This window comes from Spirochaeta lutea, from assembly GCF_000758165.1.
GTDB lineage: Bacteria > Spirochaetota > Spirochaetia > DSM-27196 > Salinispiraceae > Spirochaeta_D > Spirochaeta_D lutea.
Genome location: NZ_JNUP01000064.1, coordinates 247522 through 269264 on the forward strand (window position 1 = coordinate 247522; position 21743 = coordinate 269264).

At 58.6% G+C, this 21743-nt stretch carries 17 protein-coding genes; 4 read left to right on the forward strand and 13 right to left on the reverse strand.

Annotated features, from left to right (window positions below):
• Positions 1–240: 240 nt before the first annotated feature.
• Positions 241–1353, reverse strand: a complete 1113-nt coding sequence (gene glf / locus DC28_RS09085; RefSeq protein WP_037547891.1) for a UDP-galactopyranose mutase — start codon at positions 1351–1353, stop codon at positions 241–243.
• A gap of 263 nt (positions 1354–1616) precedes the next feature.
• Between glf and DC28_RS09090 the strand changes: the two genes are divergently transcribed.
• Entirely contained in the window at positions 1617–3659 is a 2043-nt protein-coding gene (locus tag DC28_RS09090) for a glycoside hydrolase family 3 protein (RefSeq protein WP_037547892.1), read from the forward strand.
• Positions 3660–3862: 203 nt separating this feature from the next.
• Here the strand turns inward: DC28_RS09090 and DC28_RS09095 are convergent, their stop codons facing one another.
• Both DC28_RS09095 and DC28_RS09100 read right to left on the reverse strand, forming a co-directional pair.
• Positions 3863–4333, reverse strand: a complete 471-nt coding sequence (locus DC28_RS09095) for a DUF6691 family protein (protein ID WP_052078687.1) — start codon at positions 4331–4333, stop codon at positions 3863–3865.
• Between the two features lie 9 nt (positions 4334–4342).
• Positions 4343–4837, reverse strand: coding sequence for a YeeE/YedE family protein (locus DC28_RS09100; protein WP_037547893.1), 495 nt, complete (start codon positions 4835–4837; stop codon positions 4343–4345).
• Positions 4838–5293: 456 nt separating this feature from the next.
• On the opposite strand from DC28_RS09100, the gene DC28_RS09105 reads away from it, so the two are divergent.
• Positions 5294–6280 carry an AEC family transporter gene (locus tag DC28_RS09105; protein ID WP_037547894.1) on the forward strand — a complete coding sequence of 329 codons (987 nt, stop codon included), beginning with the start codon at positions 5294–5296 and terminating at the stop codon, positions 6278–6280.
• Between the two features lie 39 nt (positions 6281–6319).
• On the opposite strand, the gene DC28_RS09110 is transcribed toward DC28_RS09105, so the two are convergent.
• The 10 genes from DC28_RS09110 to DC28_RS15555 all read right to left on the reverse strand — a co-directional run bounded on the left by DC28_RS09110 (position 6320) and on the right by DC28_RS15555 (position 15927).
• The gene (locus DC28_RS09110; RefSeq protein WP_037547895.1) at positions 6320–8089 is read right to left on the reverse strand and encodes a hypothetical protein; all 1770 of its coding nucleotides are present in this window, start codon (positions 8087–8089) and stop codon (positions 6320–6322) included.
• Complete coding sequence (locus DC28_RS09115) at positions 8082–8969, reverse strand: ABC transporter ATP-binding protein (RefSeq protein WP_081942094.1); 888 nt, start codon at positions 8967–8969, stop codon at positions 8082–8084. The genes DC28_RS09110 and DC28_RS09115 overlap by 8 nt, the downstream gene beginning before the upstream one ends.
• Before the next feature lie 82 nt (positions 8970–9051).
• On the reverse strand, positions 9052–9576 hold the full coding sequence (locus DC28_RS09120) for a PH domain-containing protein (RefSeq protein ID WP_037547896.1): 525 nt from the start codon (positions 9574–9576) through the stop codon (positions 9052–9054).
• Between the two features lie 181 nt (positions 9577–9757).
• Positions 9758–10393 (reverse strand): class I SAM-dependent methyltransferase, encoded by a 636-nt coding sequence (locus tag DC28_RS09125; protein WP_052078688.1) that lies wholly within the window; start codon positions 10391–10393, stop codon positions 9758–9760.
• Positions 10394–10855: 462 nt separating this feature from the next.
• Positions 10856–11266: a NifB/NifX family molybdenum-iron cluster-binding protein gene (locus DC28_RS15545; protein ID WP_052078689.1), complete on the reverse strand. Its 411-nt coding sequence runs from the start codon at positions 11264–11266 to the stop codon at positions 10856–10858.
• Entirely contained in the window at positions 11235–11567 is a 333-nt protein-coding gene (locus DC28_RS09135; protein ID WP_052078690.1) for a DUF134 domain-containing protein, read from the reverse strand. Before DC28_RS09135 ends, DC28_RS15545 begins: the two co-directional genes overlap by 32 nt.
• A gap of 96 nt (positions 11568–11663) precedes the next feature.
• Positions 11664–13496 (reverse strand): PTS sugar transporter subunit IIA, encoded by a 1833-nt coding sequence (locus DC28_RS15550; RefSeq protein WP_052078691.1) that lies wholly within the window; start codon positions 13494–13496, stop codon positions 11664–11666.
• Positions 13497–13500: 4 nt separating this feature from the next.
• Positions 13501–13902 (reverse strand): hypothetical protein, encoded by a 402-nt coding sequence (locus tag DC28_RS09145; RefSeq protein ID WP_052078692.1) that lies wholly within the window; start codon positions 13900–13902, stop codon positions 13501–13503.
• 154 nt (positions 13903–14056) lie between these two features.
• Positions 14057–15487: a 3-phosphoshikimate 1-carboxyvinyltransferase gene (gene aroA / locus DC28_RS09150; protein ID WP_037547897.1), complete on the reverse strand. Its 1431-nt coding sequence runs from the start codon at positions 15485–15487 to the stop codon at positions 14057–14059.
• Entirely contained in the window at positions 15484–15927 is a 444-nt protein-coding gene (locus DC28_RS15555; RefSeq protein ID WP_156104640.1) for a bacteriohemerythrin, read from the reverse strand. Before DC28_RS15555 ends, aroA begins: the two co-directional genes overlap by 4 nt.
• Positions 15928–15975: 48 nt before the next feature.
• Between DC28_RS15555 and DC28_RS09160 the strand changes: the two genes are divergently transcribed.
• Positions 15976–17199, forward strand: coding sequence for a hypothetical protein (locus DC28_RS09160; RefSeq protein WP_156104641.1), 1224 nt, complete (start codon positions 15976–15978; stop codon positions 17197–17199).
• Positions 17200–17299: 100 nt separating this feature from the next.
• Positions 17300–21743 (forward strand): beta strand repeat-containing protein (locus DC28_RS09165; protein WP_037547899.1); only part of this gene is annotated, 4444 nt, incomplete at its 3' end.

The window sequence follows — 21743 nt, forward strand, 5'->3', positions numbered from 1 at the left end:
TCTGAACCGCTCGGCTCAATGCGGCCGGCATGGCTCAGCCCGGTGTGACTCAGCTCGGTGTGACTCAGCTCGGTGTGACTCAGCTCAATATTGCCCGGCTAACCCGCCTCCCTCGCGCCCGGGCACTAACCCTAGTACTGCGCGCAAAGGGTTGTAGATTGACCCTGGGACGAGGCTGCCCCTGGATCAGGACCGCTGGCAACACCGCTGTATCCGGCGTAGGTTACAACCGTTTGCGCACTACCGAATTCTATCGGTAAGGGCCAGGGCGTTTGCAAAGGCCTGGTCCATATTGAAGTATTTGTACTCCGCGAGTCTTCCCACAAAGAAGACTCCTTTTTTTTGCTCCGATGCAGCCAGGCTCCGGTACTGTTCAAAGAGCTGGAGGTTCCCGGGGCTGAATACCGGGTAGTAGGGTTCGCCCTGGCTGCGGGGGAACTCCTTAATGATGGTGGTTTTCGGGGATTCTTGCCCCGTGGCGAGCTTGGGTTCGGTTATCCGGGTCCAGGGTACCTCCGGGGAGGGATAGTTGATGGTGGCTGCCTCTTGGAGCCGGGGGGTGTCCAGGGTTTCGTGGAGGAATTCCAGGGATCGGTATTGAAGGTCGCCGATGTTTCGGTCGTGGAAGTACCGGTCGATCCGGCCGGTAAAAAAGATCCGGGAGGGGTTCCGGGCCGGGGAGGAGGAGGGGCGGGAAGCCAGCTGACGGTAATCCCGGTTCAGCTCCAGGGAAATCAGGGGGTGATCCAGCATGGTTTGGAAGAGGGCGGTGTATCCCCGGGTCGGCATGGCTTGGTAGGTATCGGTGAAATACCGGTCTTCCCGGGTCGTGCGGACGGGAATCCGATTCATCACCTCGGGAGCCAGCTCCGCCGGTTCCATCTCCCACTGCTTTTTCGTATAGTTCCTGAACATTTTTTCATACAGGACCCGGCCGACCCGGGCGAGGGCTGCCTGCTCGGAGTTTTGCGGGTGGGTAATGGGTTCGGTGTTTTCCCCTAGCCAGGTGCGCATCTGGTCCTCGGTGCGGATGTCCGTGCCGAAGAGCCGGTTGACTGTGGTCGGATTCACCGGAACCGGAACCAGCCGGCCGTCCACCAGGCTGAGTACCCGGTGCTCATAGGGCCGCCAGGAGGAAAAACCCTGGACATACTCCCATACCCGGGAGTCGTTGGTGTGGAAGAAATGGGGTCCGTACTTCGGTACCAGGATGCCGGCGTCATCGTAATAGTCATAACAGTTTCCGCCGATATGATCCCGTTTATCAATAACCAGCACCTCTTCCCCGAGCCGCTCTGCCAGCTCCCGGGCAATGGTGCAACCGCTGATTCCCGCCCCTACTACCAGATTCATGTATGCCTCCCTCTCATGGTGCGCCCGGGTAGGTTCCTAGGCGGGACATTGAAATCCCCTTGCCCATAATCCGCCAGCCCTGTAATTCCCGGGGCCTGTCTCGTTCCTATTGTTAGGGTGATTCGACGGTCCGGCGCAACCAAAATACCGTTGATACCCCGCAACCATCTGTTTCTATGCAGCTGACCGGAGGGCTTGTACCATTAAGTATCGGTGATAGGAAGCGCGCCCCTGGATCGAAATTGTAAGGAGGATAAATTACAATGAAACGTTTTCTCATACCGGCCCTGATAGCGGCCGGTCTATTCCTGTTTGTGTCCGCAGGGCAGCAGGAGGGGGTTGCGCCGGGTCAGTCTCAGCTCGATACCCCCATTTACAGCAGTCAGCCCGAAATCGGCACGGATTCCAAACCGGTAATCACTGTTAGCCGGCTGCAGTTCAAGGATTCCAACGGAAACGGCAGCCTGGACACCTACGAAGACTGGCGTCTGTCTCCCCGGGAACGCGCCGCAGCTCTGGTGGGCCTTATGAGCAACGAGCAGAAGGCAGGGTTGATGGTCCATAGCAGCCCGGGATCGGTGAATTCCGACGGTCCCAACGACACCACTGTGGGAAGAATCCAGTACGAGCATATCCGCTTCGGTGTGGCACGCCTGGGTGAGGACAAACCCTCTGAGATCGCATCGTATTTCAACGAGGTACAGAAGCTGGCTGAGGCCCAGGAGCTGGGAATCCCCTTCCTGGTGAGTGTGGATCCGGTACACGGCATCGACGGCACCAGCAATACATCGGTATTTACCCAGTTTCCCATGCCGCTGGGATTCGGGGCGATAGATGATCCGGAGATGATCAGAGCCTTTGGCCAGGTTCTGAACGAGGAGTACCGGGCTGTTGGAATTCGAATGCAGCTCGGCCCCATGGCGGATATCGCCACCGAACCCCGTTGGCAACGAGTACAGAACACCATATCCGAAAATCCCGATGTTGTATATCGGAACATCGGCGCCCTGGTTCAGGGTATGCAGGACGGCACCCGGGTGGGCCCCAGCTCTGTTGCGGCGGTGATCAAACACTTCCCCGGAACCGGTGCCAATCAGATGGGCATGGACAGCCACACCGAGTGGGGCAAATACAATGTGTATCCGGGAGGCAATCTGGAAGACCATATCCGCATGTTCGAGCCGGCCTTCGCCGCTGGCGTTTTGGGGATGATGCCTTCCTACAGCATCTACCAGGATCAATTCACCGAAGATGTAGCCATGGCGTATAACAAAGAGGTGATCGATCTTGCCGGCCGGATGGGCTTCGAGGGTATGATTGTTTCCGACTGGGGTGTACTGCGGAACACCGCCTGGGGGGTAGAGGATTTAACCCAGAGCGAGAAGGTTCAGAAGTTTCTCAGCGCCGGGTCCCACCAGGACGGGGGAGGCAGCGATCCAACTATCTTCCTTAAGGCCTTGGATGAGGGCCTCATTACCGAAGCCCAGCTCGACAACGCCGCCCAGAAGCTCCTGGAGGTGATGTTCAGCCTGGGGATCTTCGAAAATCCCTACGTGGATGCCGAAACCGCAGACCGGATTGTGAAGAGCCCCAAGAATCAGGCTATCGGCCGAGAGGCAATGGAGGGTTCCATCGTTCTCTTGAAGAACGAAGGGACGGTGCTTCCCCTGGCAAAAAACGCTGCCCTTGACCTCTACTACAGCGGCAGGGCCGAGGATTCTGGGGCGGTTGCTCGATCCTACCTGGGAGGCAGCCGGGTGAACCTGGTTCAGGGTGATTTTGATACCCCTGAGAACCGGATCCAGGCTATGGCCGGATCGGACGTTGCAATAATCCGCATTAGGGCCAGGGACGGTATTTACTTCGGAATAGACGCCGGCATACCGCTTTCCTTCCTCGGCAAGGCTGTACGCCCCGACGGTACCGAGACCGACCGGGACTACACCATTGAGGGCGGGGAGGCTCGGTTCGGCGGATTCACCGAGGGAGTGCGTCCCCAGTGGGAACGGATTCAGGAGGCGTTGCAGGCGAAGGCCATAAATCCGAACCTCAAGCTGGTTGTGGACATGTACAACGTACGTCCCGGGATCGTAGAGCCCTTTATCGACGATCTGGACGGCTTTCTGGTGAACTACGGAGCCAACGACCAGGCTCTGCTCTCCATACTCTTCGGGGAAACCCAACCCACGGGCAGTCTTGCCATGGAGATCCCCTCCTCGGACGAGGCGGTGGCTGATCAGCTGGAGGACGTACCCAGCGACTCGGCCAATCCGACCTTCCCCTACGGGGCGGGATTGCGCTACTAAGGGCGATCGTTTTTGCTTTCCGGCAGGAATACCCGGGCTATCCCGGAACCATCCTGCCAGAGGCCTTGCGCCGAAAACGCCCATGGGGCTGAAGCGCCGGCACGGTTTCCGTACCGGCGTTTTTTTTGGGGTGATTCGATGGTATGCCGGTCCGGCCGTACTATATGCGAGGCTCCTACAAAACGCTGTTTTACAATTGGCCCTTAGGATTTCCGCGTTTTGGAATCCTGCCAGACGCCGTAGATGTAGGTTCCGATGAAGAAGCCCAGAATCGTAAAGAGGCTGCCTAATTTACCCTCTCCCAGCATGACCAGGGCCGTACCGGGACACGCCCCGGCTAAACCCCAGCCGACGCCAAAGAGGATGGATCCGGGGACCAGGCTCTTTTTCCAGGGCTTCCCCGCAAGGTTAAGGGGTTCAGCGCCGATGATGGCTCGAGGATTCCGTCCCCGGGACTTCAACAGACGGATTACCAGGGTGCCGAGGACACCGATACCCGCTGCGACGGCGATTACCCAGAGCAGCTGAAGATCCTCGAATAAGAAGAGCTTGGGATAAAAATCATAGGTTGAGGCTCCTGCTCTACTCAGGAGGAAGCCGAAGGTTCCCCCCAGCACCAGGAATATAACGGCCTGTACAGGTTTGGGTAGTGTTTTAACCGATGGTGACGCCATACAATCCCCCTAAAGAATATTGAATAAGAACTGGACGATGAGTATTCCCCCGGCAAAGAACCCAGCAGAGGCCGCAAGGCTCGGCGGATTCAGCAGCCCCAGGCCGGCGATGGAATGGCCGCTGGTACAGCCCCCGGCAAGGCGTGAGCCCAGGCCGATGAGGGTTCCTCCCAGGGTAAGGACCAGGCCTTTGAGGGGCAGGGCCTGGGGAAGAACGGAGTCGTAGAGGTCGCCCAGGCTGAAACTTGCCACCAGGGGGCCGGGGCTGGTCAGGGCCGCGATGAGGCCTCCCAGGGGAATCCCGAGGATGAACCAGAGGCGCCAGTTCAGGTTGTCTGTGTAGGGGCCTTTATGAAAGAATGCCCTCCGGGATATCAGGCCGCAGACGTTTCCGAAGGCTGTGGAAACCCCCAGGTGTTTGCCGGTTAGCAGAAATTGAGCCAGGGCGTATGCCCCGATTCCGATGCCGCCGATCCATCCGCTCCAATAGATGACCTCTGTCATGGCAGTACCCTCCCCTTGGTTTTTATAGTGCGCGAAAGATTGTACCCTTGTGCCCAGGTGACACCACCCAGGGTGGACGTATAGAATGCTTCGCTATATCGGTGTGGCTTACAATCCTTTGCGCACAGTCTTTGTATTGCGGTGTGGTTTTCATCGCCCTTGCGAACTATCCGCACCTCCGAACTAGATTATATTTAATAAAGTAAAGTAGAAAAGTCAAGTATAGGGCGGTGGTGCGTACATGGTTGTGGCATGTGCATAGGCTTGTACATTTGCCCCGGGGCGGCACTACCCCTGGGGCCGGACTAGGAGTACCCCCGTTATGCGGCGCTGTGCAAAGGGTTGTAAGACTGCCCATTGGCGGACGCACACTGAACCCTTGCACTGAACCCTTGCACTGAACCCTTGCACTGAACCCTTGCGCGGCGGCGGAAAAACGGCATACCCTGGCGGCATATGAATCTACTTCCCGCGGTGCTTACAATTTTGCGGCTCTTTGGTTTGGTAATCCTGGGGTACGGGGTTTTCCGGGTCAGGGTGCTCCAGGAACGGCTGTTACCCCTGTTGTTGGGGGTTATGATCAATCTGGGGTTTCCCCTGTATTCCATTAACCGGATATCCGCCGGGTGGGGGCAGGCTTTGGAGGCAGGGTGGCAGTGGATGGTTTGGTTCTTCGCTGCTGGCGCGGGGATGATAGCCCTGCAGTTTATTCTGGGGCGGATTCTGATCAACCGGGCTCCCCTATTGAAAACCGGGCAGCCCCGGGAGCTGTTATTGCTTTTTGCACTGCATAATGCCGGGTATATCCCCCTTCCGATCATCGGGGCCCTGGTTCCCGGACCGGTGGTGGTGTACATGTTTTACTACGTGCTTGCTTTCAACCTGCTGTTCTGGACGGTTTCTGTTCCTCTGTTAGAGCAGTCCGGGTCCGGCAGGGCGCGGTTTCGTCTCCGGGTAACCCCGCCCCTGGTGGGGATTATTCTGGGGATCATCATCGCTGCTGCAGGCTGGTACCGGTTCATACCCGAATTTATCGAGCCGGTGTTTTCTCTGGCTGGATCCTATGCGATGGATGCCATACTTTTTGTGCTCGGGGGAACCCTATCGAGTATTCCCCGGGAGTCCCTGGGTGACAAACCCGAGTTATGGGGGCTCATCCTCTATAAGCAGCTGCTCTACCCCGGGGTCATGCTGGTAGCCGCCTGGGGATTAAGCCGGGTTTTGTCGGAAGGCCTGGGATTACCGGATCAGGTGAGCCGGGGAATCGGACTGGCCTTAATAGTGGAGGCTGCAGTGCCGCCGGCTACCAACAGCATGATTGTTACCCGGCGCTACGGAACCCAGGACCAATTGCATCTGGCCGGAGCGGGCACCATACTCACCTACGCTGTAAGTATGGTCACCCTTCCGGTGTTTATAGTGCTCGGACTGTGGGTCCTGTAACGCGGAGGGTAAGGGGTTGAGGGGGGTGATGTGATTGTCCTAGGCGGCCACCTCATCGCTGTAACGACCCCGGGCCGCATGGCTGACCCAGAGGTAACTGCCCGCCCCTGCCGCGAGGCCGAGAAGCGATAGAATCACCCCGATAAGTATCCAGGATACGCCCATACTGTAGAGTCCGTACAGGATTGCAGCGACAATTCCCAGGATCAGTACATCCAGGCCCATAGCCAAGAGCACGTTCATATTCTGTTTCATAGCCTGCTGGGGGTTGGTCCAGGTGAGCAGCGGCCGGCGGAGATCCAGGCTCAGACCCAGGGAAAAGAACAGGGTAACGAATCCAAGACCGCCGGGAAGGGCCCAGAGCAGACTCAGGGGCTGCATGCCCAGGAGGATCACCGCCAGGATCAGGTCCAGGACGAGGGCGGGCAGGAAGAGGATGTAGTGAAACAGAAGCTTTGCCAGAACCTGGTGGTTTGCCTGGACGGGCAGGATGGTGTTCAGGGCGAAGAGCCGACCTTCCCGGCTGAGACTCGTGGGAGCTACGGAGTTTAGACAGAGCATCAGGATGATGGCTCCGAAAAGTATCAGGTTGAGTAGTCCGGGGTCGATGCCCATCTGGGGGATCATCTCCAGGAAATCCGCCGGCATGGTGATTCCCAGAATCAGGAGCATCAAGGGGAATATGGCCACCTGTGCCATGCCTTCGAAGAGGAAGGTGGATTGGCTGGAGAGCACCTTCCACTCCCGGGAAACCAGGGCGGTTACCGGTGACCGGGGGCGCAGAATGGCTGATCCGGATGGGGCAGCACCATGCTCCGATGGCGGAGTGTTTTTTCCTGGGCCGGGGCCGGGGCTGTTGGACTCCAGGGCCAGGGATTCGGTCGGCTGGATCCGTCTTCCGCCGCCGCCTTCCCGGTGGCGGGACAGGCTGCGGAGGTAGAGGGCCTGTACTAGGAAGAGTCCCCCGGCGGACACCCCGGCTATGAATAGCAGCCCGGATAGGAAGGAGAGGGGGGCTGAGAATCCTCTGGCTGCCCAGGTGATGGGGGGGAGGGCCGAGTAGAGATTATCCGTGAGAATCCGGGCCAGACCTGCTAAGGCTTGGGGATCCGCAACCTCCCCGTCACCCCCGGTCATGCTACGGGTTAACAAGAGCTGCATTCCGATGATGGCGACCAGGGTCAGGAACAGCCCCATGAGTTCTACGGCGGTTTTATGCCGGGTGATGTTTACCAGGCGGATCAGCAGACTCACCGCCAGCATGGCCAGGGCCATGGGAACCAGGGGGCCGGCGAGGCCGTAGAGCAGAGTGCTGCCCCAAAACAGGGGCCAGGAGGTGATTCCAACCCCGCCTGCTGCAGCTACCGCCCCCATTCCCTGGGCATAGATAATCACCCCGGGCAGAAAGAAGAAGAGCTGCATGGGCAGGAGGATACCCATGATATACAGGGCCTTGGACAATACGATGTCCATGGGCCGCACCGGCAGGGTCATAAGAAGGGTATTGTCCTTGGAAAAGAAGAGCACCGCCAGGACCAGGGGAATTCCCAGTACGAACTGCAGAATCCAAGCGGCCAGGAGGGCTGCGAATACCACTAATTCGGGGTTCCCGGCACTCAGACCCAGAGCAAAGAGGCTCTGGTAGTTTGCCAGGAGCATTCCCATGAAGCTGACACCCCCGACGGCAACCCCGAGAAGCGCCAGGGGAAGGACCCAGAGCCTGTCCTGGCGCCGCAGTTCCTTAATACCGCCCTTGGAGAAGCTGGTGCTACCCTGAATATAGGCCCTAACTAACCGGAGACTATTCATGGTCGCCTTCCTTAGCCGGGGCTTGGGTTGATCCTGGGCTCCGGGTTGGATCCGAGGCCGAGGGTGAACCGGAATCAGCGCCTCGCTCCATGGGGCTGGATCCAGTCGCGGGCTTGTGCTTTGGGGAGGGATCATTGAGGAAATCAGCAGAGTTCCGGGTTTCAGTGAGTTCGAGAAAGAGCTGCTCCAGGGTGGAATCCGACCTGCCGGCCTTATCCCGGAGGTCCTCGAAGGGCCCCAGGGCGATCATAGAACCCCGGCTTATGATTCCCACCCGATCACAGAGACGCTCGGCCACTTCCATAACATGGGTGGAGAAGAACACCGTTTTTCCCCGCTGACAGTGGGCCCGCATTTTTTCTTTCAGGGTAAAGGCGGACTTGGGATCCAGGCCGACAATGGGTTCGTCGAGAATGAAGATTTCGGGATCGTGGAGTAGAGCGGCAATAATGGCGAGTTTCTGTTTCATACCGTGGCTGTAGGCGGTTATCACATCATCCAAGGCATAACGGATCTCAAACTCCTCCGCCAGATCGAGGATAGAAGACCGGGAGCCTCGGGGCACCTGGTACATATCCGCGATGAAGGCCAGGTATTGGGAGCCGGTCATTTTATCATAGAGCATGGGCTCGTCGGGTACATAGCCGATGAGTTTTTTTGCCTGACGGCCTTGGGTGCGGGGGTTCAAGCCCCCCAGGGTTATGGTGCCCTGGTCGGGGTGCAACAGTCCGACCAGCATCTTGATGGTGGTGGATTTTCCTGCGCCGTTGGGTCCAAGGAAGCCGAAAACCTCGCCGGGAGCGATCTCCAGGTTAAGGTTCTGAACAGCCTTTACCCGGCCGTTATCGTAACTCTTGGATACGGAATTGATGGTTATCATGGTGATCTTCCTTTCTCTGTTTCCGGATGCCCCCCTGGGTAGGGGTCCATCGGCTTGGCTAGTATCGGTCTGGCGGGCAGCCCTACCGGGTAACCGGAAGGGGTGAGGCCTGCCGGACCGCATCCAGGAAGGGCTGGATATCCTCGGGGGCAATGAGGTAGACATCACCCCGGGAGGTTTCTGCCAGGAGGGCAGCATCCTCCTGCCGTAGGAACAGCTGGGCCCTGCCTCCTCCTGCTAAGGAGAATACCCCGGACTTCTCGGAACCCACGGCAATTCCGTTAATCTTCATGCGGGGTTCGTATTCGCTGCCGGTCAGGGGTTGCACCAGCTGCAGTCGGGTAAGCTCATTAAAATCCACCCGGAATCCCCCATAGGCCGTGGAAGAAATTCCGCCGGTGGTAACGGTTAGGGTCGCCGGTTTCAGGGTGAACCAGCCTACTATCCCCATGACCACAGCCAGGATGATCATGGTCATGATTTTTTTGGTACGCTCACCCTTTTTCAGAACCATAGCAATGATTACGGTAACAACAACCCCCGCCATAAGGGCGATGATGCCCCAGGGAGGATCCATGGTGATGGTGTAGAGTGTGGTTTCGTTCATGCCCTATGATACACCCGGTTTGGAAAAATATTCACGTTTTTTGGAACCGCGAAAGGGCAGTATTTTGATAGTGCGCAAAAGGTTGTAAATGACACTACCTATACCGGAGCAACCGATGAGTACACCCGTGGGTGGTGTCACCGGGGTGCAATGGTATAAGCTTTTGCGCACTATAGGTATTTTACCCGGCCCGGAAGATGGTGGTAACCGGATTTTGAAAGATGATCTCCAGGTTCAAATGCCGGGCTAACCACGCCATGGTTTCTTGCCGGTAGAGGCTCACGTGGGTGGGATCCCGGGGATAGTGCCAGCCCTGGAATAATCCGGGGGTCATATCGGGTTTAACCAGGTTCGTCCGTACCCCCAATACCCCCCGGGGAGCGAGGAAGCTGGCCAGCCGTTCCCAATCCTCCAGGGGCTTGTAAAAATGCTCAGCCACCTCGCAGCAGCTGACCCAGGAAAAATCCGTGGACCGGGGGGACCGGGGGGCGAAAAAGGGATCAAAAATCTCCACCGAATAACCCCGGTCTGTCATCACCTGGGCAAGCATGGGGTAGGGGCCGCTGCCGTAATCCAGACCGGTGCTGCCCCGGGGAATGAACTCCATGAGGGGCTCCAACAGGGTATCTAAGAAATGCAGGTAGCCCGGATCGGGAATATGGTTCTCATGCATGGTGTAGCGGTCTTTTTCTTCCAGGGGATTCAAACGCTGCCCGGGATCCATGAACACCAACCCGCAGCCGGGGCAACTGTAATAGTCCCGGCCGATGACCTGAGCATAGTAGCCGGAGCTTTCTCCGCAGAGGGTGCATACCATGGTTCTATTCTACCCTAGGACCAGCCGGGGGAAAACCCGGAGGGCAGTCAACCGAAAGACTTATCCATTCCTGCGGGATTATACACCCCGCCGAGGTTGAAAAGCCCGGTTGGCGCCGTCATACGTCCCTTTTTACCCGGGGCCCGCCAGGGAGATCTTGTCCGTCCTGCCGTGGTCAAAACCGCCGCTCTGGACCTCTCTGGGTACGGGTGCAGCGCTCAGAACCTGCGCTTGAGCTAACAAACCAGCTGTGAACCCCTCTGGGCACGGGTGCGGCTCGGGGAACGGGTGATGCACGGGGCCGGGGTGATGCACGCGGCTGGGACGATGCACACGGCTGGGACGATGCACACGGCTGGGACGATGCACACGGCTGGGGCGATACACGCGACTGGGGCGATACACGCGGCCGGGGCGATGCACGCAGCTGGGGCGATGCACGCAGCTGGGGCCCCGGGCATCTCAGGTATGATGGTGGTGGCCGTGGTCGTGATCATGGCCACCACCGTGGTGGTGGCTGCAAAGGGCCGGATCCTCCAGGGTTTGCAGGGTTCCCCCGGATAGGGCCTGAATCAGATCATCCAGGGTGGTGATGGAGCCGTCAACACATTCCACCGAGAGACCGGCGGCCTGAAGCCGGGCGTAGGCTCCCTGGCCGAGGCCCTTGCAGATGACCTTCTGGGCGCCTGCGGCTTGGAGATCCTCCACGGGGGCGCAGCCTCCGCCGTGGTGCTGGCTGTGGGCCGGTTTGGTGATGAACGCCAGCTCGTTTGTTTCGCTGTTGTAGACCGCGAAGTAGGGCGAGTGGCCGTAGTGAAGGGACAGGGGGGCTGAGCGTCCCTCATTCGTCTGGGTCGGAATGGCAATGATCATGGGTATCCTCCTGGGATTGGGGTGGGTTCTGGCTCAGGTAGAGGGCTGATCCTTCCATGAGGGCCCTGGCTACCTTTTGCCGTGCCGCGCGGATGGTTAGTCCGAAGCTCTGGCGGGATATTCCCATTTCCTCTGCGGCCTGGGCTTGGTACTTTCCCAGACCGTCAGCCAGCCTCAGGGCCTCGAATTCATCCATCTCGAGGGTTATAGAGGTCAGCTGGGACATGGGGATGCCCTGGGGTTTGTAGACCCGTGCTCCGGGGCATCCGCAGATATGGCGGCATCGCTTTTTTCTTGGCATATGCTAATTATAGGGTGGGGGGAGGGATTCTGGCAAGGGGTTTGCATCCCGGAGGGGAAGGGGATTCTGACGGGCTGGGGCAGAGTCCGGGGGCCGTTAAATCACCATAACCCGCTCGCCCCCGTAGAAGATGCTCACCTGCCGGGTGGATTCGCTGATGGCAATAGAGATGGCCTTGGTCATCGCGGTTATGCCCGCTGCAGCGGTATGCCGGGCGCCAAGGCCGGCGGGGAGCTCCTGGACTGGGCGGTCCACCCGGAGGTAGGTTCCTGCGGAGGTTATTACCCCGTCGCCCCGGATGACAATGGCGCCGTCAATCCGGGAGAATTCCTTGAGGGTTTCAGTCAGGCCCGGATCCAGGACGTTGCGCTCCGATTCGTCGTAGCCCCGGAAGGGGTTCACCACCATTTGCTGGCAGTGGGGTTTGATACCGAGACTGTCGCCCATAACGAAAACCGTTCCTACGGGTTTGCCCTCCCGGCCCTCGGCGGCCAGCTCGGAGGCGATTTGCAGTACCCTCATGAATACCTCCATCTGGGTATCTGCACTGGCTCCATGGAAGGGCATGGAAAAAAAGACCCCGAAGTCCCGATCAATGTCGCTCACCTCCATGTTATCGAGGAATTCCCCCCCGGTGGAGAAGAGGGACACGGTTTTCTGGCCCTTCTTAAGGAGTCCCCGGGACAGTCCCAGAAGGATGGACAGATTAACCGGGTTCGTTCTATTGGGGCGCCGGGGCGAGGGGGTGAGGATCTGGTGGATCCGGGGATTGGCTGTTTCCCGGGTCAGGTCCGGGCCGTCGTTTCCGGGTTGGACTACGATGAGGTGGATTTCCCGGGGTAGGGGTTCCCCGAGCCCGGGGGCAGATGAGGAATTCGATTCCTCGGTTGGGTTCTGGGCCGTTGATGCATCCGGGTCCCTTACCGATTCGGGATCCGTCGATGAATCCGGGCGGCGGAGGTCTGCCCGGGCGTGCTGGTTATCCGGGGATTCGGCCTGTACCTGGGGTGCGGCCGGTTCCGGTTTGTTTCCGGCAGAATCTTGATCCGGAAGATCCCGGACATCCAAGGCCCGTTGAAAATCAAGATCCTGCATCAGGGTGAACCAGCGGACCAGGGCCTGGGGCGACAGGGTGTGGTGGAGGTGTATGAAGAGCACCTGGGCCTCCAAGCCCTGGGCTATATGCAGGGCCGAGTCTAGCAGCAGCCGGTCCTGGGGGTTTAGGGAAGCAGCGGACGGCCCGGGGGCGGGGGTATCTGCTTCCCCAGGGGCGAAGGATGCAGGGGAGGATCCTGCGGTTCCCAGGGAAGCTGTTTCGGAGGCAGAGCCGGGAACCGGGCCCGGGTGTTTCGGGGGGCGGTTTGTTTGGGGAGAATCTGAGGTCAGGTTCCGGGGTGCTGCAGCCTCCCGGTCAGTTGGGTGCTTGGGTTCCGGAGCCGGGGGTATGTGCTGTTCTCCGGATAGGCTGTCCCAGGTGCCGGAGGTCATGAAGGCATTGAACAGCTCCGTGGGGTTGCGGGCATTCAGGAGTTTTTGCAGACGTTCCTCGTGTTCCAGCATCCGGGCCAACACGCTGAGGATCCGCAGGTGCTCCGAGGGCGGTCCGACCAGAAGGACCAGGAGCTGGACCAGGGACTCATCCTTCGGATCGTAAACAATACCCTCAGGCTGCAGACCCAGGCAGATGTAGCTCTCCTTCATACCGGTAATCTGGGCGTGGGGCATGGCGATTTCAGGACTGATCCGGGTGGTTAGCTGAACCTCCCGGTCCCAGATGGCACCGAAAATGGCGCCGTAGTCCAGGGTCGGGACCGAACGCCAGAGGGCTGCTACCAACTCGCCGATAGCCTCTTGTTTGTCTCGGCGCTCCAGGAGAACGCAGCGGTCCGGAGCCACAAGGCTCTGTATCTGGGGAAGCTGATCCTTCATAATTCTATATTGTTATGACCTTATACCCTGCTTCAATGTACCGACCCATACTCGGGTGACCGGACATCTCCTCGTTCAGGGGGAGCTCCATCCGTTGGGCGATCTTTAAGGTGCCCATCTTCGCGCTGCAGGCCTTGCAGACACAGTCTAACAATCCCTCTTCCACACAGCGGAAAAACAAATGCCGGAAGGGGGTTTCGGGCTGGTCAAAGTCTTTCAAGAGCCCTGTACTCGCGCCCTCAAGGATGAGTCTCACCTCCATCCCCCGCTCCTGCATATCAATGGCATTCAGGAGAGCATGGGCGAAACAGGTGAGTTCACCGGTAAAGGCGAAGAGGGCAATCTTTTGCAGCCCGGGATTCGCCGATTCCCGGGTTTTTTGTTGAAGTTTTGGTTCTGTAGCCATGGTTTCCTCCACCCCCCATTGTAGTCCCGGAAGGCGGAGTTGTGCATCATATAATCATGTAGTGCGCAAAAGGTTGTAAACAGCACCGGATATAGCAGCCCCATCCAGGGGCCCCACCCCCGAAGGTGACAGCCTTTTACGCACTTTAGAGTAGTCAGAGAAGTGTCAGGGTGCCCGGATTGCCTGCCACCCGGTCCAGGGTTTGAAAAAACTCGGGATAGGTAACCGAGGCAGCCTCAGCGCCGTGAATCCGGGTTGTACCCCGGGCGACCAGCCCCGCCACAGCCAGGCTCATAACCACCCGATGATCGTCATGCCCCTGAACCTCGGCGCCGGAAAGCCCTGGGGTCCCTGGCGCGGAACCTGCGGCCTCGGGGGGACGGATGATCATGCCGTCCTCAAGCTCGGTGATAGAAGCGCCCATCTTCGACAACTCCCGGGTCATTACGGCGATGCGATCCGTTTCCTTGAGGCGAGCCTGGGGGACGTTCACCAGTTCCACCTGTCCAACGGAAAAACATGCCGCAGCCGAAAGGGCCGGTAGGGCGTCGGGGATGGCATTCAAATCGAAGCGTCCGCCCCGCAGGGGACGACCCATCCGGGACGGCCCGGCTATGCGGATGGCGTCGGTGCCGTGCTGAACCGCATGGGCATAGGCCGTCTCGGCATCGTCCTGGCCGCTAGCGCCCCCGGTCTGAGCCACCAGGGCATTCCCCTGGAGGTAATCCACCCGGCACCCCATCTGGCTGAGGATGAGGAAGACAGCCTTGTCTCCCTGGCTGTCCGACATATCCAGCCCGTGGAGAACCAGAGACGAGCCGGTGATGGCTGCGGCAACGGCGAAGAAGGTAGCGCTGGAAAAATCCCCCGGCACCGCCTTTTCGAAGGAACGGTAGGACTGGCCTCCGGAGATGGTAAAGCGTTTCCAATCGTCATTCTGCACCCGGATGCCCTGTTCTTCCAGCCAACGCAGGGTCATTTCCGCGTATGGCTGCTCGTGGAGAAGGGGTACATCGACGACGCTGTAACCCTGGGCCAGGGGAAGGGCTAAGAGAAGGCTGGAGAGGAACTGGCTGGTGGGGCACTCAATGGAGGTTTTCCCTCCGGTAATCGGTCCGCCCACTACAAAGGGTGCAGCGCCGTTGCCCCGGGTCGTAAATGCAGTGGCACCCAGATCGCGCAGGGCTGCCAGCAGATTCTCCACGGGACGGTTGCGGATCTGGTGGTCCCCGGTAAAGACCGTGTACCCCGGAGCCAGGGCGGCAATTCCCGCGAGGAGGTACTCGGTAGTCCCGGAATTGCCCACGTCGATAATGTCCGAGGCCGGAGCCTGGGGCGTTCCAATCCCCTTGACCTGAAGGGCCCGCTCATATCCCCCCCAGCCCCCGGAAATCTCCGAAATCTCGGCTCCCAGGGTGCGGCAGGCCTGAATACAGGACCGGGCGTCCTTGCTGTCCAGGGGATTCGCCACCACGGATTCACCGGGTGCCAGGCTGGCAATAAGCAGGGCGCGGATTGTATGACTTTTGGATGCGGGAATCAGGATATCCCCGGCCAGACCCGAGGGACGGATTTCTGCAATCATCGCGCGACATCCTGGATATGGCCGACAACCCAATCCTTCAAGCCGTCCACCTCTTCGGTCGAGAGAATTCCGGTTCCGGCGGCAAAATCCGCCAGGACATCCTTACCCATGTCGACAATGCTTGAATCAACATCCAGAATTGAACTTTCAAAACGAAGATGAATCTCCAGGTAGTCTACCAGCTCCTGGAGGGCATCCAGCTGGGCGGCATGATCCTTACCCGCAGCAGCGGTTTCGTATAAATTATTTAACAGGTCAATCAGGCGGCGGTGTTGGGTGTCAATCGCCCCGTTTCCCCCGGAAAAGGATTCTTCCCAATCTACAAAGGCCATCTGGTCCTCCTTCTTAATTCTGATGCCGGAAAAACTGCGGCAGGTTTTCTGCAAGCCCCGAGGGTTCCTGCCGATACATCCCATGGAGGCTTTATGTGTTATACCCATTTTTCTGATGATCGGCCAGTACCCGCTCCGAAGCGAGGGTTTTTCCTGATGTATCTATTTCTTCCAGTGATTCTCTTTTTGGCAGCGCCCCTGAATCTGACTGGCGAAGAGATTTATCATCCCGAATACCAATGGGCCGCCCATCCACCCACAACCTGGAGCCTCTTCGATAACTCCCAGGGCATCACCAGCTTTGCCGATCAGGAAGGCCATGCAATCTTCCAGGTTTACACCTTCCGGGCGGGTAGCTACCAGGAACCCTCCCAACTGGCAACCCAGGTTTCCCGGGGACTCAGCGCCCAAATCGAACAGGATGGCTTCGACTATCTGCTTCCCGGTTTTTTTCAGGGTGATTCCAACGCCTCTGCCTCCGCCACGGCCGCGGTTATGCCCGGGGTGTTTGCCGATCTCCAATGGAGCTCCGGAAGCCTTACCATGCGCGGGTACGGCGTCTTCCTTGCGGGGGGTGCGGATCGTCCCTCCTATGCCGTCCTGGCCTTTAGCCTGGGGGATGAATACGACAGCTACCATGATTTTCTCTTGAGTATCCTGGACAGCTTTGCCCCCGCCCTAGAGGACACCCGGTACTACCACCATTCTCCCGGACCGGTGAGTCAGTACTTCGCCTCCCCCGGCCTCCTGGTTTCGGCCTATGCCGACGGAACCGCCCGGGACCAAGCCACCGAACTGCTCGCCAGGGCGGAGGCAACCCAGGTTGTCATAGAGCGGGAAGCCCGGATCTTAAGCCAGTACCAGGAGGCCCCGTCGGACCTCCAGCAGGATGCCTGGCGGCGGTTTTACCAGATGATTTACCGGGACAGCTTTGCAGATTTAGCCGGGGAGGCCGACTTTCTACGCAGGGATTTCTCCTGGGACCTTTCCGCCCTGGACTCCTGGCCCGCCCATCTGCTGGACTGGATCCAGAACTTCGAATACCGCCGCTCCGGCACCCTGGCAGACTTTGAAGCCCCCCAGCAGGCCCTGGTGGACTGGGCCGGCGACTGCGATACCCTGGTCTTAACCTACCTCGGCCTGCTGGAGCACCTGGGTGTCCCGGGCATTGTTATGGTCAGCCCGGTACACGCCCACAGCCTCGCCGGTTTGGGGGGCGGGGTAACCAGCCCGAACCCCGCCGGCCGGGCCCGGTTTTCCTTCGAGGGCCAGAACTGGCTGGTTGCCGAGGTAACCCAGAGTATCGATCTGGGCATGCTGGACGCCTCCATGGCCGACCCCGCGGACTGGATGGGTTTCAGTCTGATGTTTCGGGAGTAGGGGGTAATTGAGGAATCCGCGTTCCGCAAAATCCCCAGGCCAAGATGGCGGCATAATTGATAGGAATGAGTTCCGGGATGAGGTATACTGAAAACTGTCTATGGTTGTAAAAACATCACCTCCTTTCATGCGGATGCTACTCATCATCGCGGCAGGATTGATTCTTCATGCTGGTTTCGGCTGGGGACAAAGCCGAATGCCAGAAAACCCCGATGCCTTTTTATTCAGTGCATATCGGGGAGCCGACGATTGGTACGGAGATTATGACAAGGTCACGGTGCTGTTTTTCGAGGTTGATTCTACCGTATCAGGACCCTTATATTTCGGCGTTTATGATCCGGGCATGGACGGGGATGACAATCCCCTTATCGGCGCCCCGAACTACGGGGATATGTGGTATCGGGTGTACGGCGGCGCCGGGGCCTATACAGATGCAACCAGCCGTCAACTAACCTATGCGGATGTTCGGGATGCCTTCGCCGGAAATCTGCTGCATGAATTAGAAATTTTATCCGCGAATACCGCTGCCTACAATGACGGCTGGTTTTATTCCCCCGCCATTGATCCCGCTCAGGGGGAACAGGTTGGAAACAAACGCATCTTCAAGTATGTGGTTGTGGGTGCTAAAAATCCTGCTGACAATACCTTTACGGATAATACCGATGATTTTTACAACCGCTACCAGGTTGCCTTGTCTACCTCCAACATCGGTGAACCCGGAACCGTTAGCGGCGTCCGGGTGTTTGCCTATTCACTGGCCGTTTCCCTGGAGGGTACGGTAAGCACCGGGGTGGATTGGAACCTGTACCCTTTTGTTCCCTCCGAGGCTCTTACCACCGATTATATACGCCCCCATAGCTTCGACGCAGATTACCGGAATCAGGCTAATGCAACGCCCTCGGGGTTCCTCTGGACCCTGAGACGATGGGACGGCGGTACCTATACCGATGCAGGCTACATAAATATAAGCGGAGACGGGGTGAATACCCCGGGGGCCGGGTCGGCCGGGGGCGGTCAGGTAGCAGGGGCTTCCAACGGGTACGATGTGAACGCCATCGGGTATACCGGGCGAACCTGGCAGTGGGAGCTTCTCGGGGGAGGTGAGTCCGGTGCCACCGAGCCCAACGGCACAGATGTTTGGGCCGCCATCGATACCGGCATAGCCGATCTTGCCACGGTTGATACCATCAATGTCGGCGGCGGTCAGGCCTTGCGGATCTACGCCTCGGCGTATGAGGCCCCGGCTGCCGATCATGCGGAAGTTTTCCCCGCCTCAGACTCTGTCCTCACCGGGGGAACCCTCAATCTCTCCCTTCAGATCCTTGATGCCCTGGGGAATGCCGTGCCCGAGGTGCAGAATATTCGGGTGGTTGCCTCGGGCGGAACAGCACCGCTCATTAACGGGTCTAGTGCTGACGAGGTAGTTATTACCTCCTCGGATGGAATAGGGAATTTTACCCTGACGGATAGCGCTGCCGGATCCGTTACCCTGACGGTGTACACCGACGGGTCCGGAGGTTCGAATGATTTCGGCAGCGGTGCAGATATCGGCGGAACCTATACCTTTGATAGTAATCCGCCGCCAACCCTGAGCAGCTTCGGGAATGTTACCGCCCCTGCCGGGAGCACCGCTGCGCTGCCGACTATAACGGTGAGGGCCAACGGCGGAACCAATATAACCCAGGGTAATGATATAAGAATCCACATTCCGGCCGGTTTGACCGCCGATTTTGACACATCTATTACGACACCCACCCTGAATGTGACGGGAACAGCCGGGGACGTAGATACCCTGGTGTCCTATCCCGACGCGGATACCCTGCGTATCGATGTAATTACTGCCGATTTCTCCGGAGATGCTGAACTCACTATTTCCGGGCTAGAGCTGATAAATACTGCCATCTCCAGCGGAAGTTTGGAGCTCGCCTACGACGGAGCCAGCCCCACCTATAACGTCTTTGATGATAAGCTCATCACCATTGAGCCCGCGGTCTACGTCTGGGACGGATCAACCGATACGGTATGGACTGAAGATACCAACTGGCAGGGTGGTACCGCCCCGGCCCTGGGCGCGGGGGCTAATATACGAATACCCGGGGGCTTAGGGAATTACCCCGTTGTCACTGCAGGCTCGCTTGTGGTGGGCGATCTTGATATTCAAAACGGTGCTTCGTTGCGGTTAAACGGAGCATCGGACCTAACGGTGGGCGGGACCTTTAGTAATTCCGGGACCCTGATTCTAGTTGGTAATGAAACCCTGAGTTTGACTCTCCCTCTGGGGAGCGGAACCGTCGAATTTTCCGGGGGTGTTGGTCCCTACAGCTCCTGGGCGGGATTAACCGAGTTTAATAACCTCAGGGTATCTGCAGGCACCTATCAGCCCGGGGATGACATTACCGTACATGGCAGTGTGACCCTGGCTGGTGGTACGGTTGAAGCCGGAACAACCACCTGGGATGTAAAACGCAATTGGAATCGGACCGGAGGAACCTTTACCGCCGGCACCTCCACCATCAATTTTTCCGGCACTCCCGCCACCACCATTTCCGGGTCCACCACCTTCGGGACATTCTCCTCAACAACCCCGGGTAAGCTCCTCACTATTACCGGGGGCACCACCCAAACCATGGCGAATCTGGTCATTACCGGGGCCGCCGGTTCCTTGATCCGTCTTAGAAGTACCGACGGAACCGCCTACACCCTGACACCCACCGCCCATACTGTGGAGTATGCCGATATCGCCTGGTCCACCGTAACCGGCGGGGCTACAGCAAATTACTCCACGGATAGCCTGAACAACACCAATTGGACCTTCGCCAATACGGTGTTCCTCTGGACCGGGGGAAGCTCAACAGCCTGGGGCGACCCATTGAATTGGGATATCGGTGACGGCACGCCCGGGGACGATGGAACCCCCGGGATCGGGGACGCCGTGGTTATACGAAACAGGGCGAACGATCCGGTATTAGCCGCAGATACGGCAAACCTTGCTGATGTCACTATAGAAACTGGTGCTGTGCTGAACCTATCCGGGTTTAATATAGTTTTTAGCGGTGATTTGATTAACTCCGGCTCCATTATTGGTGCGGATAGCTGGACCAGCCCTTCTATCGGGGGCAGTGTGGATACCGGAGGAGCCACCATAACCTTTTCCTCCGCCTTAACCCTATCCGCCGACACGGTAATTAATTCCGGTGCGGGTAATGTGGTTTTTAACGCGGCAGCCACCGTTGACGGTTCCTACGGATTGACGGTTACATCAACGGGGACGAAAACCTTCGGCTCAGTAATCGGCGGGGGCGTGGATAAACCTACTTCCTTTACGGTTTCCGGGGCGGGCACGGCGACCTTTAGCGCCGCCTCCTACAGCTTCTCCGGTAATACCACCGTCATCTCAAGTCCTGCGGTCTACACGGCTGACACGGTCATTTCGGACCCCGATTCGATAACCTTCCAATCTACGGTCTCCATTGACACCGGGGTTACCCTGACATTGGAATCACCCCAAGAAGAATTTCAAAACGCTGTTTCGGGATTGGGCAGTCTGGAACTAAAACCCTATACAGCGGGATCCTCGGTTACCGTAATCGGCTCCAGCAATTTCGGGCAGACCGGTGGCTTGATTCTCGGGGGTGATTCGACTGATACGGTGGCCCTAACCGGCGGGATCAACTACACGGCCGCGGCTACTACCCTCCTTGGCACGATTACCAGCGGCACATCGGCAATTACTTTGGGTGATGTGACCCTCGGTTCGGCTGCTACCCTGGATACCCAGGCGACGGACGGCACCGGTGATTTGTCGGTAGGTGCGGTGACCGGGGCGACCTTTGACCTGACCTTGGATACCGGCCACTTCGCCGGAGCGGATATTTCAGGAACCAGTGTTGCCGGGGTTGGCACGCTTACGTTACGAGATGCAGGCACCGTAACCTTCACCGGCACGGTGGGCGCCGGAACGGTGGCAGTCACCGACGCGGTGACCCTCGTAGACTTCCAGGATGCGGTAACCGCCACGACCTTGACGGTTCCGGGCACTGCGACGGCCTACGATGTTCAGATGACCGGAGCGAGCGGAACGATTACCGACCCGGTGACCTTTGCGAATACCGGAGACCTGACCCTGGGACAAGCCGGGGGAACATTGAGCTTTACCGGGGGGCTGACGGCAACTGCCAATGCTACCCGAACCCTGAATGGAAGTATTGTAAGCAGTAACGGGCCGATGAGTTTCGGTGATGTGACTCTCGGTTCTGCTGTAACCCTGGATACCCAGGCGACGGACGGCACCGGGGATCTATCGGTGGGCGCGGTGACCGGGGCGACCTTTGACTTGACTCTGGATACCGGCCACTTCGCCGGAGCGGACATTTCTGGAACCAGTGTGGCCGGGGTTGGTACGCTTACTCTTCGTGATGCGGGGACGGTGACCTTCACCGGAACGGTGGGGGTGGGAACGGTGGCAGTCACCGACGCGGTGACCCTTGTAGACTTCCAGGATGCGGTAACCGCCACGACCTTGACGATTCCGGGCACAGGGACCG